This window comes from Streptomyces sp. CA-249302 (assembly GCF_050936785.1).
Lineage (GTDB): Bacteria > Actinomycetota > Actinomycetes > Streptomycetales > Streptomycetaceae > Streptomyces.
The window spans coordinates 7,542,460-7,558,075 of record NZ_JBNJMG010000001.1; the positions used below are offsets into that span (position 1 = coordinate 7,542,460).

The window sequence follows — 15,616 nt, forward strand, 5'->3', positions numbered from 1 at the left end:
GCCTTACGGCTGTCTACTTACGGCGTCCCACGACCCGTACGAAACCCAGCGTGCGGCCGGCGTCCTTGCGGACCATCTCGCCGACCCGGCGGGCCATCGTGCGGTGGAACTCCTCCGGGCTCTCCTCCGCGACGATCTCGCACCACAGCAGCCAGTCCTTCCAGCCGTCCGGCTGCCAGTCGGCCGCCTCGACCTCCACGGCACCGCTGCGGGTCCAGTGGCGGCGCCACCAGTCCGCGGAGTGGAAGCACCAGAAGTCGGGCTCCCACCAGGGCTTGAGATGCTCCGGCGGTTCGGCGCCCTCGGGCTCTTCCCGAAGGGCCGGTACGACGACGCCGATCCGGCCGCCCGGCTTGAGCAGGCGGGCGAGGGTGGGCAGGTAGAGGTCGGCGGTGCCGAAGTACTGGTACGCGTCGATGCTCACGACCGCGTCGAAGGTGCCCTCCGCGAAGGGCAGGTCGTGCGCCTCGGTGTGCACGGGCTGCACCCGGTCGGCGAAGCCGGCCTCGGCGATGCGCCCGGCGTTCTCGTCCGGCTTGACCCACAGGTCGGCCGCGGTGACTGGGCGTGGAACTCCCGGGCCAGGAAGACCGAGGTCATGGCCCGGCCGCAGCCCAGGTCGAGGACGCGTGCGCAGGGGCGCAGGGTGTCCAGACCGAGGGCGGGGGCCAGCCATTCCAGCAGCCACAGGGCGTTCGGGCCCATCTGGTTGTCGACGACCCAGCGGGCGTCGTACTGGCTGCTGCGCGGGTAACTCGGGTGGTTCAGGCGGGCGTCCAACTTGCCGAGTGCGGGTTCGGTCACGATGAGCGGGCTCCTTGGGTCCTGGAATCCGGGGCAGCGCAAGGGGATACGTAGGAGGTCCGTCGTACCTTCAAACGAGGGCCTCCGCACCCGGTTTCTCAGGAGGACGCGCTAGGCTCCCGCGCCATGAGCGGACGAGATGATTCCGAGATACGGGACGTCGAGGACTTCATGGACACGACCTACGACGCCCGCCGGGCCCGCTGGACGGCGGCCGGCACGGGAACGCTGCTGACCCTGGCGGGTCTGGCCGCGTCCCTGCTCCGGCTGACCGGGTCGGCGCCCGCCGTGGTGCCCGGTGCCTATGGCTTCGGCGCCGCCGTCTGTGCCCTGGCCGCCGTGCTCGGCTCCCGGGGGCGCACCCGGCGGGCGCTGTGGCTGCTGATCGTCGGAGTGATGGTGATGGCGCTGGGGGACCAGTTCGACTGAGGTGACAGAGTCGTCGTTACTGTCCTGTGATCTGCCTCCCACTCTTGTGAATCGGCGCACGAATGGCGTAAAGGATCATTTCTGCCTGCAAGAGTGTTCTCACCTTGCTCATGCGTTCTTTGCGGGCTGTTCCCGGTCAAAGATCCAGATATCGCCCCGGGAGCTGGTTCGTGGCAGCCCTTGCACGCTGGTGTGTTCGGCACCGTCTCGTCGCGGTCGCGGTGTGGCTTCTCGTCCTCGTCGGAGTCGGCACGGCCGCCGCCGTCACCGGCTCCGCCTACTCGAACGACTACGAGGCCCCCGGCACCGAGTCCGGCGCCGCCACCAAGCTGCTGCAGGAGGGCTTCCCGGGGCTCGGCGGCGACAGCGACACCGTTGTCTGGCACACCGGCTCGGGCACCGTCCGCGCCGCCGACGTCGAACAGACGATGACCGACACCCTCGACAAGATCGCGGACCTGCCCGGAGTCGCCTCCGTGAGCAGTCCTTACGACGGCCAGGGCACCGGCCGGATCAGCGCCGACGGGCACACCGCCTACGCCACCGTTACCTTCGAGGACAGCGCCGAGGACATCGACAAGTCCGAGGCCGAGGCCGTCGTCCACACCGCCAAGGCCGCCGAGGCCGACGGGCTCCAGGTGGAGCTGGGCGGCAGCGCCGTCGCTCTCACCGAGTCGGCCGGCGGGCATGTGGCGGAGATCGTCGGTGTGGTCGTCGCGGCCGCCGTGCTGTTCCTGGCCTTCGGCTCGCTCGCAGCCTCCGTGCTGCCCATCGCCACCGCGCTGGTGAGCGTCGGCACCGCCTACGGCGCGATCGTGCTGCTCGGGCACGCCATGACCGTCGCCGACTTCGCACCGATGCTCGGCATGCTGATCGGGCTCGGCGTCGGCATCGACTACGCCCTGTTCATCGTGACCCGACACCGGCGCGGGCTGAAACGCGGGCTGTCGGTCACCGAGGCGGCCACGGGCGCCGTGGCGACGACCGGACGGGCCGTGGTCTTCGCGGGTGCCACGGTTTGCATCGCCCTGCTGGGGATGCTGATCCTGCGGCTCAGCTTCCTCAACGGGGTGGCGATCGCCGCCTCGTTGACGGTCGTCCTGACCGTCGCCGCCTCCGTGACGCTGCTGCCCGCCCTGCTGTCCTTCATCGGCATGCGCGCGCTCAGCCGACGTGAACGGCGGCGGCTGGACGAGCACGGCCCGCAGCCCGAACTCCCGACCGGGTTCGCGCACCGCTGGTCGGCGTTCGTGGAGCGCCACCCCAAGGTGCTCGGCATCGTCGCGCTGGCCGTCATGACCCTCCTCGCGCTGCCCACGCTCTCCCTCCACCTCGGCACCTCCGACCAGGGCAACGACCCCAAGTCGTCCACCACCCGGCAGGCCTACGACCTCCTGGCGGAAGGTTTCGGCCCCGGCGTCAACGGGCCGCTGACGATCGTCACGCACGTCGACGGCGCCGAGGACAAGCTCGCCCTGGACAACCTCGACGCCACCATCCGCACCACCGAGGGCGTCGCCTCGGTGACCCCGGTGACGTACAACACCGGCGGCGACACGGCGTACTTCACGATCGTCCCGGAGTCCGCGCCCCAGTCGCAGAAGACCAGTGACCTCGTCGACCGGCTGCGCACCGAGGTGCTGGCGCGCGCCGAGACCGGCACCTCGCTGGACCTGCAAGTCGGCGGGGTGACGGCCTCGTACGACGACTTCGCGGACGTCATCGTCGGCAAACTGCCCCTGTTCATCGGGGTCGTGATCGGCCTCGGCTGTCTGCTCCTGCTGCTCGCCTTCCGCTCCATCGGCATCCCGGTGAAGGCCGCCGCGATGAACGTCGCCGCGGTCGCCGCCGCCTTCGGCATCGTCGTCGCGGTCTTCCAGTGGGGCTGGGGGAGCGAACTGCTCGGCCTCGGCCGCGCGGGCCCGATCGAGCCCTTCCTCCCCGTGATCATGGTGTCGGTCCTCTTCGGGCTCTCCATGGACTACCAGGTCTTCCTGGTCAGCCGGATGTACGAGGAGTGGCTGGAGACCGGCGACAACCGGCGCGCCGTACGGGTCGGCCTCGCCGAGACCAGCCGCGTCATCAACTCCGCCGCGGTCATCATGATCTCGGTCTTCCTCGCCTTCGTCCTCAGCGGCGACCGCGTGATCGCCATGTTCGGCATCGCGCTCGCCTCCGCGGTGGCCCTGGACGCCTTCGTCCTCCGCACGCTCCTGGTCCCGGCCCTCATGCACATGCTCGGCGGCGCCAACTGGTGGCTGCCCCGTTGGCTCGACGCCCGGCTGCCCCGCATCAGCATCGAGCCGCCCGAGTGCCGGGCCGGCCATGAGAGGCTCACTGACGTCGTGGCGGAACTGGAGAAGGAGCAGCAGGGCGATGTACGCGATATCCCTGGGTGACGACGGAGCCGAACTGCGGCCGCTGGATCCCTGGCACGCCGAGGAGTTCCTGGCGAACCTGGAGCGCGGACGGGAGTTCATCGGACAGTTCATCCCGTTCGGGCAGCAGGCCGTGGACGTGCCCTCCGCACGCGCGACACTCCAGCGGTACGCCGACATGCGCGCCGCCGACACCGGCTCCTCCCACGGCATCTGGCTGGACGGAAAGCTCGTCGGCGGCGTCCTGACGCTGCACTTCGACGCGGCCGCCGGCAACGCCGAGGTCGGCTGCTGGCTGGAGCCCGCCGCGACCGGACGCGGGCTGATCACCCGGGCGATGCGCGTGCTGATCGACTGGGTGGTGGACGAACGCGGCATCCACCGCGTCGAATGGATCGCCGCCTCGGGGAACCTCCCCAGCCTGAACGTGGCCCGGAGGCTCGGATTCCAGCGCGATGGCGTACACCGCGAGGCGTACCCCTATGGTGGGGTGCGGCACGACTCGGAGGTGTGGTCGATTCTGGCCCCGGAGTGGCGTACAGCCCGCGTGCGTGCCGATCACGAAGAACAGTAAGAGCAGAGGCTCGGCGATCGCGCACGCGATCACTCAGAGACCTCTCATCCAGCGTCCGTACGGTGCGAGGTTATGGGAACCACCAAGACTGATGACGAGGCCGTGACCGAGGCCACCGAAGTGAAGCCCGACGAGGAGACGGTGGACGCCACCGAAGCCGAGGCGGCCGACACGACCAACGAGGAGGAGATCGACGAGGACGAGGCCGCGGAGGCCGAGCTTCTGGAGAACGGCGTCGACAAGGACGCCGGCGAGTCCGCCGGCGTCGGCCAGGGCGCGGGAGCGGTCGTCTCCGCGGCGCTCGGCTTCGTGTCGCTGACCGGCAGCTGGATCGGCACCCTGGCGTCCGAGCGCCAGCAGCTGGTCGGCCAGCTGCACGCCCAGAGCTCCTCGTCCTCCAGCGTCGCCAAGCTGCTCGACGAGGGCTACGGCCAGGCGTGGCACGCCACCGCGTTCTGGGGCGGGGTCTTCGCCCTGCTCGGCCTGATCGTCGGCGTCCTGGTGCTGGCCCGGCCCGCCTTCGGGGCCCCGGGCAAGCCGCAGGCCGCCTGGATCAAGTCGGTCTCCTGGGGCGGCGTCGCCCTCGGCGTCCTCGGCCTGCTCCTGGCCGTCCTCAAGTACACCGACGTCCTGCTCTCGCTGCCGTCAGCGAGCTGAATCACCGCAGGTCACGAGGGGCCTTAGGGCATCCGTAAGCACCTTACGGAGCGCCTGGGGCCCCTTCGGTGCGTCTAAGGCCCCCCACCCCTCGGAAGATGCGGAACTCTCCCGATGTGGCGCACCCCCCTGGGAGACGAAGGTTGAGGCATCGCAGAAAGCGACTCCGAAGACCGACTCTCACGAGGGACACACCATGTACGAGTTCGAGATCTCGCAGATCCGTTCCGCCGAGCTGATCCGGCAGGCCGAGCAGGAGCGCATGGCCCGCGAGGCCGCCCGCACCCGCCGCGCCGCCCGCCGCGAGGCAGCCCGCCACGACAGCGGGGAGGAGGAGTCCCATACTCCTCGCCTCCGCCGGCTGCGTTCCCGCGCCGCATGAGCCCCCGGCTCCGGGAGGGCGGCCCCGCGGGGGAGGGCCGCCCTCAGGAACCCGGCAGCCGTACGGCAACCAGACTCACCCCACCTCCGCCCTCGCCGCACCTGCCCGCGGCGGGGGCGGCCGGGTATCCGGGTGCAGGGGGTGCAGGGAGCGCCGTCGTGCAGGCCGGCGCCGCTGGGGCGGGACTCGTCGTGGTGAAAACCGGTGCCCGTCTGTCGGACCCCCGTGCGATGCTCGGGCTCGTGGAGACCAATTCCGTCAGTCCCGTGTTCGTCGGCCGAGGCGAGGAGCTCGACACGTTGAACGAGGCGCTCGCGCGGGCCGGCGCGGGCGAACCCCAGGCCCTGCTGATCGGCGGTGAGGCGGGGGTCGGCAAGACGCGGCTGGTCGAGGAGTTCGCCACCGCGGCCTGCCGCGCGGGCGCCGTCGTCGCCCTCGGCGGCTGCGTCGAGATCGGCGCGGACGGCCTGCCCTTCGCCCCCTTCTCCACCGCCCTGCGGGCCCTGCGCCGCGAACTGCCGGACGAGCTCGCCGCCGCGGCCGCCGGTCAGGAGGAGGAGCTCACCCGGCTGCTGCCCGAGATCGGCGAGTCCAACGGCGGACGGCACGACGAGGAGGGCATGGCCCGCCTCTTCGAACTCACCGCCCGCGTCCTGGAACGCGTCGCCGCCGACCGCACGGTCGTCGTCGCCCTGGAGGACCTGCACTGGGCCGACGCCTCCACCCGCCACCTCCTGGCCTACCTCTTCCGCACCCTGCGCACCGGCCGCCTCGTCGTCCTCGCCACCTACCGCGCCGACGACATCCACCGCCGCCACCCGCTGCGCCCCCTCCTCGCCGAACTCGACCGGCTGCGCACCGTCCGCCGTATCGAACTGAGCCGCTTCAACCGCGAGGAGGTCGGCCGCCAGATAGCCGGCATCCTCGCCACCGAACCGGACCCCGGCCAGGTCGACGACATCTTCGAACGCTCCGACGGCAACGCCTTCTTCGTCGAGGAACTCGCCGTCTGCGCCACCGAGGGCTGCGGCACCGGCCTCACCGACTCCCTCCGCGACCTGCTCCTGGTCCGCGTCGAGGGCATGCCGGAGAGCGCCCAGCGGGTGGCCCGGATCGTCGCCGAGGGCGGCTCCACCGTCGAGTACCGGCTGCTCGACGCCGTCGCCCGGCTCGCCGAGGACGACCTCATCGAGGCGCTGCGGGCCGCGGTGAACGCCAACATCCTGCTCGCCACCCCGGCCGCCGACGGCTACCGCTTCCGCCACTCCCTGGTCCGCGAGGCCGTCAGCGACGACCTGCTGCCCGGCGAGCGCTCCCGCCTCAACCGCCGCTACGCCGAGGCCCTGGAGGCCGACCCGACGCTGGTCCCCGCCGACCAGCGCGTCATGCGCCTGGCCAGCTACTGGTACCACGCCCACGACCCCGCCAAGGCCCTCCCCGCAGTCCTCGACGCCTCCGTCGAGGCCCGCCGCCGGCACGCCTACAGCGAGCAACTCCGGCTCCTGGAACGGGCGATGGAGCTGTGGGACACGGCCCCCGAGACCGTCCGGGACCAACTGCGCCCCATCGACTACACCGAGGTCTACCCGCCCTGCGGCTGCGACCCCGCCACCACCCCCCTGCGCTACCTCGACCTCATGGCCGAGGCCGCCGTCGCCGGCCGGCTCTGCGGAGAACGCGAACGCGCCCTGAAGATCACCAAGCGGGCCCTGCACCTGCTGGAGGACGACGGCGATCCGCTGCGCGCCGCCTGGTTCTGGACGCAGCGCTCCACGATGGTGCAGAGCCAGGCCCGCGGCGACGGCTGGAAGGAACTCGCCACCGCCCAGGACCTGGTGCGCGGTCTGCCGCCCTCGGAGGTGCACGCTGAGGTGCTGGCCGCCGTCGCCGGCTGGTCGATGCTGAGGGCACCCGGGCCGGACGCGCTGTCCGCCGCGGAGCGCGCTGTGGAGTACGCGCGGATGGTGGGCGCCCGCGAGACGGAGATGAACGCCCGCCTCACGCTCGGCGGCCTGATGGTCGACGCCGGAGACATCGAGGCCGGACTGACGGTGATGCGTGCGGCCATGGAGCAGGCGCTGGCCGAGGGTGTCGACTATGTCGCCGGCCGCGGCCACATCAACCTGCCCTCGGAACTGGAGTCCGTGGGCCGCTCCGCCGAGGCCGTTCCCGTCCTGGAAGAGGGCGTCGCCCACGCGCGGAAGTACGGCCTGCTGAACACCGAGGCCTGGGTGTGGTCCAACCTGTCCGACTCGCTGTACTCCCTGGGTCGCTGGGACGAGGCCGTCGAGGCGGCGGAGCAGGCGCTGAGGCGTGGCCAGAGCTCCAAACCGCAGGGCGCGGGCGCCCTGAAACTGGCCCAAGTCGCCCTGGGCCGGGGCGAGGTGCCCGAAGCGGCCCGCCGACTGGCTGCCGCCGAGCGGTACTTCGGCACACACGACCCCATGCCCCAGCAGTCCCTGCCGCTCGCCGCCATCGCCGTCGGCGTCGCCGCCACCGACGGCCGCCTCCTCGACGTCCGCGCCGAAGTACGGCACGCTCTGGACGCTGGCTTCCCGCCCGGCACCCACCGCTACGGCTGGCCTCTGCTGCTCGGTGCCGCGATCGCCGAGGCGGACGCCCGGCTGCTGCCCGTCGCCGGACAGGGCCGCACCGAGGCGCTCCAACGCATCCGCGAGGCCGCCAAGCAGCTCGCCACGGCCGCCCCCGTCTGGCTCGCCCACGAGCAGTGGGTCCGCGCCGAACTCGCCCGCGCCGAGGGCCGCGACACTGCTGACACCTGGTCGGACGTGGTCACCGCCTTCGAATGCCTGGACCGCCCCTACGACCTCGCCCGCCTCCGTCACCGCCTGGCCGGAGCCCTGCTGACGGCGTCCGCCGCCGCCGACGACGACGAGCGAGCCAGGGCCACCGAGCTGCTGCGCCTCGCGCACGCCGTCGCCGACCACCTCGGCGCCCGCCCGCTCGCCGACTCCGTCGCCCTGCTCGCCCAGCGCGCCCGCCTGGCCCTGACCCGCGTCCCGGACCAGAGGGTCGCCGACCCCGCCGAGGCCCTCGGCCTCACCAGCCGGGAGCGCGACGTCCTGCGCCTGGTCGCCGCCGGCCGCACCAACCGCCAGATCGCCGGGGAACTCTTCATCTCCCCGAAGACGGCCAGCGTCCATGTGTCGAACATTCTGGGCAAGCTCGGCGTCTCAGGTAGAGGAGAGGCCGCGGCGGTGGCGCACCGGCTCGGACTGTTTCCCGCCGACGCCCTCGACTCGGCCCGGTAGGGGACCCGCAAGGGAGGCACCGTGTTCAACATGTTCGAGGAGCTCTTCGCACCGAGCCGCAAACACACCCGGGAGGAGAAGAAGCGACTGGAGCTGACCCGCGAGGACGTGGGGGACAACGACCCCGGACGTGGGCCGATAGACCTGGAGTCCGGGAAGGTCGTCGTACGACGGCCGCCCCCGGCCGAGGACGATGCCGCCGAGGGCTGAGCGCGCCCTCTACTTCACCTCCAGCTCCAGGATCCGGTCGTCCCCGCTCTTCGGTGTGCCCCGGCCGTCCGTGTTGCTGGTCGTCACCCAGATCTTGTCGCCGCCCGCCGGGACCACCGTGCGCAGGCGGCCGTACTTGCCCTCCAGGAAGGCCTGCGGGGCCGCCGAGGCCACCGTGCCCTTGAGAGGGATGCGCCACAGGCGCTGGCCCTTGAGGCCCGCCATCCATATGGAGCCCTCGGCGTAGGCGATGCCGCTGGGGGAGGCGTCGTCCGTGTGCCACTGGGCTATCGGGTTGTGGAACTCGGCGTCGGACGACTTGCCCTCGGCGTCCGGCCAGCCGTAGTCGTCGCCCGGCTTGATCGCGTTCAGCTCGTCCCAGGTGTCCTGGCCGAACTCCGAGGCGAACAGGCGCTGTTTGGAGTCCCAGGCCAGGCCCTGCACGTTCCGGTGGCCGTAGGTGTAGACCGGGGAGTCCGGGAACGGGTTGCCCGGGGCCGGCTCGCCCTCCGGGGTCATACGGAGGATCTTGCCGCCCAGGGACTTCTTGTCCTGGGCCAGGCCGCGGTTGCCGCTCTCGCCCGTGCCCGCATAAAGCATCCCGTCCGGGCCGAAGGCGATCCGGCCGCCGTTGTGGATATAGCCCTTGGGGATGCCCTTGAAGATCGTGTCCGGGGCGCCCAGCTGCTCGCCGGCCGGCTTCTCGGTGTCGTACAGCATGCGGACGATGCGGTTGTCCGAGGCCGAGGTGAAGTACGCGTAGATCATGTGGTCCGAGGCGTAGTCCGGGGACAGGGCGAGGCCGAGGAGGCCGCCCTCGCCGGCCGGGGAGACGCCGGACACCTTGCCCAGCTCGGTCTTCTTGCCGGTCGTCGCGTCGACCTTGGTGATGGTCCCCTCGTCCCGGGAGGCGACGAGCAGGGCGCTGTCGTCGGGCAGCGGGGCCATGCCCCAGGGGGTGTTCAGGCCCGTGGTGACCGTGCGCAGCACCTTCACCGAGCCCTTGGCGGGCGGTGCCTGTTCGGCCGCCTGTTCGGAAGGGGAGGAGTTCGCGGTCGTACTGCCCGGTGGCGTACTGCCGTCGTCGCCCGGCGATCCTCCTCCGTCGGAGGAGCAGCCGGCCGTCAGCAGGAGTGCGGTCGCGGCCAGCACGGCCGGCACAGCTCGTCGTAGCACGGTCTTGGTCCCTTCGGCGCGGCGGTCCAGCGGCAGGTTCTACTTGTCATACACCGCTCGCGCCGCGCAGGTTCCCGATCCTCGGACAGCGAATCCCGGACGCGGGCCGTCGGCTCTCAGTCCCAGGATCCCCGCGCACCCGGCAGTTCCGCCACCTCGGCCAGCTCCTGGGCCGTGAGGCCCAGGTCGGCCGCCGCGGCGTTCTCGGCCGCCCACCGTTCCTGCTTGGTGCCCGGTACCGGGACCACGTGCCGGCCCTGTGCCAGTACCCAGGCCAGCGCGACCTGGGCGGCCGTGACGGCCTCGCCGTGGCGGGACGCGATGCGGCGCAGGCCCGCGACGATCGGCTGGTTCGCGGCCATCATCTCCGCGGTGAAGCGGGGGTGGCGGGCGCGCAGGTCGTCCGGCTCGAAGCCCTCGCCGGGGGTGAGGGTGCCGGTCAGGAAGCCGTTGCCGAGCGGCATCGCGGCGAGGAAGCCGACGCCGCGCGCCTCGCACCACGGCAGCAGCGACTCCAGCGCCTCCGGCGACCACACCGACAACTCGGCCTCCACCGCGCTCACCGGGAACACCTGCTGGACGCGCTGGAGCTGGCGGATCGTTCCGTCGTGCAGCCGCCCGCCGGAGCGGCGGCCGCCGCGTGCGCCGACCGCGCACAACCCCAACGACCGTACCTTTCCGGCCTGTACGAGCTCCGCCATCGCGCCCCACGTCTCCTCGACGGGGACCTCCGGGTCCGCCCGGTGCAACTGGTAGAGGTCGATGACTTCGGTCTGGAGCCGGCGCAGGGAGGCGTCGCAGGCGCGCTTCACATAGCCGGGGCGGCCGTTGGCCACGATGTGCTGCTCGCCGACCAGCAGGCCGACCTTCGTCGACACGAAGGCGTCCGCGCGCCGCTCCTTCAACACCCGCCCCACCAGCAGCTCGTTGGTGAACGGGCCGTACATGTCGGCCGTGTCGAGGAGCGTCGAGCCCGCGTCCAGCGCCCGGTGCACCGCCCTGAGCGACTCCTCGCCCCGCTGCCGTGACCCGCTGTACGCCCAGCTCATCGGCATGCACCCAAGCCCGACGGCCCCCACCGCGAGTGCCCTCGCGCCGATCGTCCTGCGCTCCACCTGCCCGTGACCCTCCCTCTGCCGAGCCCCCAACCTAACCTCTGCACCCCCGACCACCTGACATAGCCTCCTTACATGACTGCTGACGTGTGGCTTCCCATCCCGGCCGAGGAGATCGAGGGGCTTCCCGAGGGGCCGAACTACCGCTTCTGGGACGGTGCCGAGGAGTTCCCCGCCGACCCCGCCGACTGCGTCTACTACGTCGTCCCCTACATGAAGTCCGCCGAGATCGCCGTGCGGCCGCTGCCCGAACTGACCTCCGTACAGGTCGTGCAGACGCTGTCGGCCGGGATCGACGCCCTGCTGCCCAACCTCTCGGACCTGCGTCCGGGCGTTCAGGTGTGCAACGCGCGCGGGGTGCACGAGGCCAGCACCGCCGAGCTCGCGCTGACGCTGATCCTCGCCTCGCTGCGCGGGGTGCCCGACTTCGTGCGGGCACAGGAGCGCGGGGAGTGGCTGGGCGGGTTCCGGCCCGCGCTCGCCGACAAGAACGTGCTCATCGTGGGATACGGCTCGATCGGATCCGCGATCGAGGACCGGCTCGCGCCGTTCGAGGTCGCGCGGGTGGCGCGCGTCGCGCGCTCCGGGCGCACCACGGCGCGCGGCCCCGTGCACCCACTCACCGACCTGCCCGCGCTGCTCCCCGAGGCGGACGTCGTCGTCCTGATCACGCCTCTCACCGAGTCCACCCGAGGCCTGGCCGGCGCCGACTTCCTCGCCCGCATGAAGGACGGCGCGCTCCTGGTGAACGTCTCCCGCGGCCCCGTCGTCGACACCAAGGCGCTGCTCGCCGAGCTGGAGAGCGGCCGTATCACCGCCGCCCTCGACGTCACCGACCCCGAACCCCTGCCCCGCGAGCACCCTCTGTGGCGAGCGCCCGGAGTGCTCATCAGCCCCCACGTCGGCGGACCCACGTCCGCCTTCCTGCCGCGCGCGAAGCGACTCCTTGTGAACCAGCTGACACGTTTCGTGAACCAGGAGCCCCTCGGAAACGTGATCCTTACGACAGGCGCAAACAGCGCGTGACACCGATGAGTTGAGCGTCCGGCGCGCGATCCGCGGGACGGGCGCAACAGGCGCGCAATCCGTTTCCGGTACCCTCCGCTACCTTCCGGACGCATTGCGTGTACGCATCCCCGCTGGTCGTCACGGAGCGTAGAGGAACTATGTCCCTGAGTGACGAGACTGGTGTATCGTCCCGACAGGGGCTGCGCCGCGCACCGTTCGGCGCCGGGGATGGATATTTCAGACTGTGAGGGGGGCGACGGGCGATGCACGGCCTATGGACGAACGATCCGACGCGGCGGGGCCGCCGACGGCGACCCTGGCGTACACCCGCGCGCAGACGCGGTCACCACGGCGGCCACGGCTGCCGGCACAGCCATCACCACCGCAGGCACAGCGGCCGCCGGAGGCATGCCCACCCAGCGCACCGGGACCCGAGGGACCCGGGAGCCGCACGGACCGGGAGCGCCCGGTGAACTCCCCGCCTGCCACGACCACGCTGGGGGGAGCGCTGCCGGCGCAGTCCTCGTCAGGGGCGCTGCCGCCCCGTCCGCCGGCCACCGGCGGCCGGGCCGGTCTGGTCCTCAAAGTCGTCCTGGCCCTGGTCTGCGCGGGATACACCGTCGGTTCCGTGCTCGACTGGGGTTCGAACGAACTCGCCGTCATCATGGGCGACTTCGGGCTCAGCGCGGCCGCAGCCGCAGCAGCCGTCTCCTGTTTCCTCTACGCGCACAGCCGCCACGACCGCTTTCGATCCGCCTGGCTGCTGTTCGCCCTCTCCTCGGCCATGGCGGCCCTGGGCAACGCGGCCTGGGGGCTGGACGAGGTCGTACTGAAAGACGGCGTGCCGGATGCCGGCTACGCCAGCCTGTTCTTCGTGGGCTTCGCGCCCTCCGCCATCGTGGGACTGCTGCTGCTCGCCAAGCGGCCGGTGAACAAGGCCGGTTGGGTCTGTCTTGGGCTGGACGCATGGCTGATCGGCGGCTCGCTGTTCACGCTCTGCTGGAGCCTTGTGCCCCGCAGGACGGACGGGTCCGCCGAGCTCGACCTGGCCCACATCGCACGGCAGGCGTACCCGCTGCTGGACATCGCGCTGGTCAGCGTGGTTCTCGTGCTGCACTTCCGGCGCTCGGCGGCCAACCGTGCGGCGATCGACACCGCCATCGTCTCGCTCGCACTGACCGTCCTGTGCGACGGCCTGTTCCACTCGCCGCTGGTGCAGAGCACCTACAAGTCGGGCCATCTGCTCGACGCGGGCTGGTTCGCCGCCTCGCTGCTCCTCGTGTACGCCCCCTGGGCGGCACCGCGTACCGCGCAGCAGCCCGGCGAGGACGACGGGCACACGCGTGTGGTCCACGAACACCTCCCGGGCCGGCGCGGCGACACCCACCCGCACCACGCACCCCCGCAGGGAGGTGATCACAGCCGGTACGCGGCGGTCCGGCCCATCGCCGGTTCGTTGGCCACACTGGCGCCGTATCTCGCCGCCGCCGTCTGCACCTTGGGGACTCTGTACAGCCCCCTCAACGGCCGCGGTTACGACCAGGTCGTGCTGACCACCAGCGGCACCGTCATGCTCGCCCTCCTGGTCCGCCAGGGCATCATGCTGCTCGACAACATCACCCTCACCCAGGAACTGGCGCAGAAGGAGAACCACTTCCGCTCCCTGGTGCAGGGCTCCAGCGACGTCATCATGATCGCCGCGCCCAACGGCATCCTCCGGTACGTCTCCCCGGCCGCCGCCGGGGTCTACGGACGCCCCGCCGAGGACCTGGTCGGCACCGAACTGGCCCATCTCATCCACCCGGAGGACCTGGGCTGCGTGGTGCACGAGGCACGCCGCTTCCTCGCCGCCGGCCCCCGGGAGGAACCCACCACCCGCATCGAATGCCGCTTCCGGTCGGGCGACGGCGGCTGGCTCAACGTCGAGTCCACCGTCAGCCGCCACCACGGCGGCCTCATCTTCAACAGCCGGGACGTGACCGAAAGAGTGCGCCTGCAGGCGCAGTTGCAGCACAACGCCGAGCACGACCCGCTCACCGACCTGCCCAACCGCGCCCTGTTCACCCGGCGGGTGCAGCAGGCCCTGTCCGGCCGCCGCGTCTCCGACCGCGGTGCCGCCCTGCGCGGCACGGCCGTACTCTTCATCGACCTCGACGGCTTCAAGGCCGTCAACGACACGATCGGGCACCAGGCCGGGGACGAGCTGCTCGTCCAGGCCGCCCGCAGACTCCAGGACGCGGTCCGGCAGGGCGACACCGCGTCCCGGCTGGGTGGTGACGAGTTCGCGGCCCTGATCATCGGGGACGGCACCCGTGACCGCGCCGCCCGCGAAGGCCACATCCTGGAGCTCGCCGACCGCCTCAGGATCACGCTCTCGCAGCCGTACCTCATCGACGGCAACGATGTCCGGGTGGCCGCGTCCATCGGCGTCGCCTTCGCCGAATCCGGCCTGGGGGCCGGCGAGCTGCTGCGCAACGCCGACCTCGCCATGTACCGCGCCAAGGCGGGCGGCAAGGGCCGCGTCGAGCTGTACGCCCCACAGATGCAGCAGGACGTCGTAAGGAAGGCGGAGCTGGCCACGCGGCTGCGGGCCGCACTGCACGACGGTGAGTTCGCCCTGCTGCACCAGCCCGTGGTCCGGTTGCAGGACGGCCGGATCACGTCGGTCGAGGCCATGGCCCGCTGGCGGTCGTCGCAGGGGGTGCTGTTCACCCCGGCCGAGTTCCTGCGGGTCGCCGAGGACAGCGACAAGACGCAGGAGCTGGGCCGCTGGATCATCGAGGAGGCCGTGGAGCAGGCAGCCGAGCGGACCGCTACGGGGCTCGCCGTGCCCGTCGCGGTGCGGATGAGCGCCCGGCGGCTGCTGGACCGGTCGATGCCGCTCGGCTCGGTCGAGGCCCTGCTGACCCGGCACGGGCTGCCGTCCGGGGCGCTGGTGATCGAGCTGTCCGACACCGATCCCCGGGTCTCCCTGGACGAGCTGGAGCGGCGGCTGGGCGCCCTGCGCAGGCTCGGCGTCCGGATCGCCCTGGACGGCTTCGGCAGCGGCTTCGCGGCGATCACCGCACTGCGCAGGCTCCCCGTCGACGTGCTGAAGCTCGACCGCGGTCTGGTCGAGGGCGTCGTCGAGTCCGCGCGGCTGCACAAGATCACCAGCGGGCTGCTGCGGATCGCGACCGACCTCGGGCTCCAGTCCGTGGCCGAGGGCGTGGACCTGCCCGAGCAGGTCGTGGCGCTGCGCGCGATGGGCTGTACGCACGGGCAGGGCATGGCGTTCTCCGCACCGCTGGACGAGTACCGGCTGCGTCGGGCGCTCGGATCCGGCCACTATCCGGTGCCGCACGGGCCGATCGAGCCCGCGTTCGCGGGCGGCGGCGCGGCGGTGTACACAGGTGGTGTACCGGCCGTCCTGGGAGGCGGAGCTGGACTGCGCTCACATAATGAGACTCCCGTCCCACCCACTTGACACGTGGTGCGCGTCGGGGGGAGGGTCAGTGCCATGCGCACCCGAATTCTCGTACTTGGAAAGCGCGTCGGCTGAAGCTGGTGACGTCCGGACCGACCCGGAACTCCCAGCGACCACTCCCGGCGCGCTCCCCTCGCTTGCCTTA

Annotated in this window: 11 protein-coding genes and 1 pseudogene; 9 read left to right on the forward strand and 3 right to left on the reverse strand. The window is 71.7% G+C overall.

Annotated features, from left to right (window positions below):
- Positions 1–13: 13 nt before the first annotated feature.
- Positions 14–807: pseudogene (locus tag ACQEWB_RS34320) on the reverse strand (SAM-dependent methyltransferase).
- A 123-nt stretch (positions 808–930) separates the two neighbouring features.
- Here ACQEWB_RS34320 and ACQEWB_RS34325 point away from each other — a divergent pair.
- From ACQEWB_RS34325 to ACQEWB_RS34355, 7 genes are all read left to right on the forward strand, one after another.
- Positions 931–1,233: a hypothetical protein gene (locus ACQEWB_RS34325; RefSeq protein ID WP_432837965.1), complete on the forward strand. Its 303-nt coding sequence runs from the start codon at positions 931–933 to the stop codon at positions 1,231–1,233.
- Positions 1,234–1,403: 170 nt separating this feature from the next.
- A complete protein-coding gene (locus tag ACQEWB_RS34330) occupies positions 1,404–3,632 on the forward strand; it encodes an MMPL family transporter (protein ID WP_432837967.1) in 2,229 nt (742 codons plus the stop codon).
- Positions 3,610–4,185 (forward strand): GNAT family N-acetyltransferase, encoded by a 576-nt coding sequence (locus ACQEWB_RS34335; protein WP_432837969.1) that lies wholly within the window; start codon positions 3,610–3,612, stop codon positions 4,183–4,185. The genes ACQEWB_RS34330 and ACQEWB_RS34335 overlap by 23 nt, the downstream gene beginning before the upstream one ends.
- 72 nt (positions 4,186–4,257) lie before the next feature.
- Positions 4,258–4,842: a hypothetical protein gene (locus ACQEWB_RS34340; protein ID WP_432837971.1), complete on the forward strand. Its 585-nt coding sequence runs from the start codon at positions 4,258–4,260 to the stop codon at positions 4,840–4,842.
- Between the two features lie 196 nt (positions 4,843–5,038).
- The gene (locus ACQEWB_RS34345; RefSeq protein ID WP_432837973.1) at positions 5,039–5,224 is read left to right on the forward strand and encodes a hypothetical protein; all 186 of its coding nucleotides are present in this window, start codon (positions 5,039–5,041) and stop codon (positions 5,222–5,224) included.
- Positions 5,225–5,454: 230 nt separating this feature from the next.
- The gene (locus ACQEWB_RS34350) at positions 5,455–8,496 is read left to right on the forward strand and encodes a helix-turn-helix transcriptional regulator (RefSeq protein WP_432844175.1); all 3,042 of its coding nucleotides are present in this window, start codon (positions 5,455–5,457) and stop codon (positions 8,494–8,496) included.
- A gap of 21 nt (positions 8,497–8,517) precedes the next feature.
- On the forward strand, positions 8,518–8,706 hold the full coding sequence (locus ACQEWB_RS34355; protein ID WP_432837975.1) for a DUF6191 domain-containing protein: 189 nt from the start codon (positions 8,518–8,520) through the stop codon (positions 8,704–8,706).
- Positions 8,707–8,715: 9 nt separating this feature from the next.
- Here the strand turns inward: ACQEWB_RS34355 and ACQEWB_RS34360 are convergent, their stop codons facing one another.
- Both ACQEWB_RS34360 and ACQEWB_RS34365 read right to left on the reverse strand, forming a co-directional pair.
- Complete coding sequence (locus ACQEWB_RS34360) at positions 8,716–9,882, reverse strand: PQQ-dependent sugar dehydrogenase (protein WP_432837977.1); 1,167 nt, start codon at positions 9,880–9,882, stop codon at positions 8,716–8,718.
- Positions 9,883–9,998: 116 nt separating this feature from the next.
- The gene (locus ACQEWB_RS34365; RefSeq protein WP_432837979.1) at positions 9,999–10,997 is read right to left on the reverse strand and encodes an aldo/keto reductase; all 999 of its coding nucleotides are present in this window, start codon (positions 10,995–10,997) and stop codon (positions 9,999–10,001) included.
- Positions 10,998–11,072: 75 nt separating this feature from the next.
- Here ACQEWB_RS34365 and ACQEWB_RS34370 point away from each other — a divergent pair, with 75 nt between their 5' ends.
- Together ACQEWB_RS34370 and ACQEWB_RS34375 are read left to right on the forward strand one after the other, a co-directional pair.
- On the forward strand, positions 11,073–12,023 hold the full coding sequence (locus tag ACQEWB_RS34370) for a 2-hydroxyacid dehydrogenase (RefSeq protein ID WP_432837981.1): 951 nt from the start codon (positions 11,073–11,075) through the stop codon (positions 12,021–12,023).
- Between the two features lie 451 nt (positions 12,024–12,474).
- A complete protein-coding gene (locus ACQEWB_RS34375; protein ID WP_432837983.1) occupies positions 12,475–15,471 on the forward strand; it encodes a putative bifunctional diguanylate cyclase/phosphodiesterase in 2,997 nt (998 codons plus the stop codon).
- Positions 15,472–15,616: the final 145 nt, after the last annotated feature.

Bases quoted from the DNA above. Each gene is read 5' to 3' on its own strand.
- ACQEWB_RS34345 (WP_432837973.1), top strand. From the start codon at position 5,039: ATGTACGAGTTCGAGATCTCGCAGATCCGTTCCGCCGAGCTGATCCGG.
- ACQEWB_RS34325 (WP_432837965.1), top strand. From the start codon at position 931: ATGAGCGGACGAGATGATTCCGAGATACGGGACGTCGAGGACTTCATG.
- ACQEWB_RS34335 (WP_432837969.1), top strand. From the start codon at position 3,610: ATGTACGCGATATCCCTGGGTGACGACGGAGCCGAACTGCGGCCGCTG.
- ACQEWB_RS34340 (WP_432837971.1), top strand. From the start codon at position 4,258: ATGGGAACCACCAAGACTGATGACGAGGCCGTGACCGAGGCCACCGAA.
- ACQEWB_RS34370 (WP_432837981.1), top strand. From the start codon at position 11,073: ATGACTGCTGACGTGTGGCTTCCCATCCCGGCCGAGGAGATCGAGGGG.
- ACQEWB_RS34350 (WP_432844175.1), top strand. From the start codon at position 5,455: ATGCTCGGGCTCGTGGAGACCAATTCCGTCAGTCCCGTGTTCGTCGGC.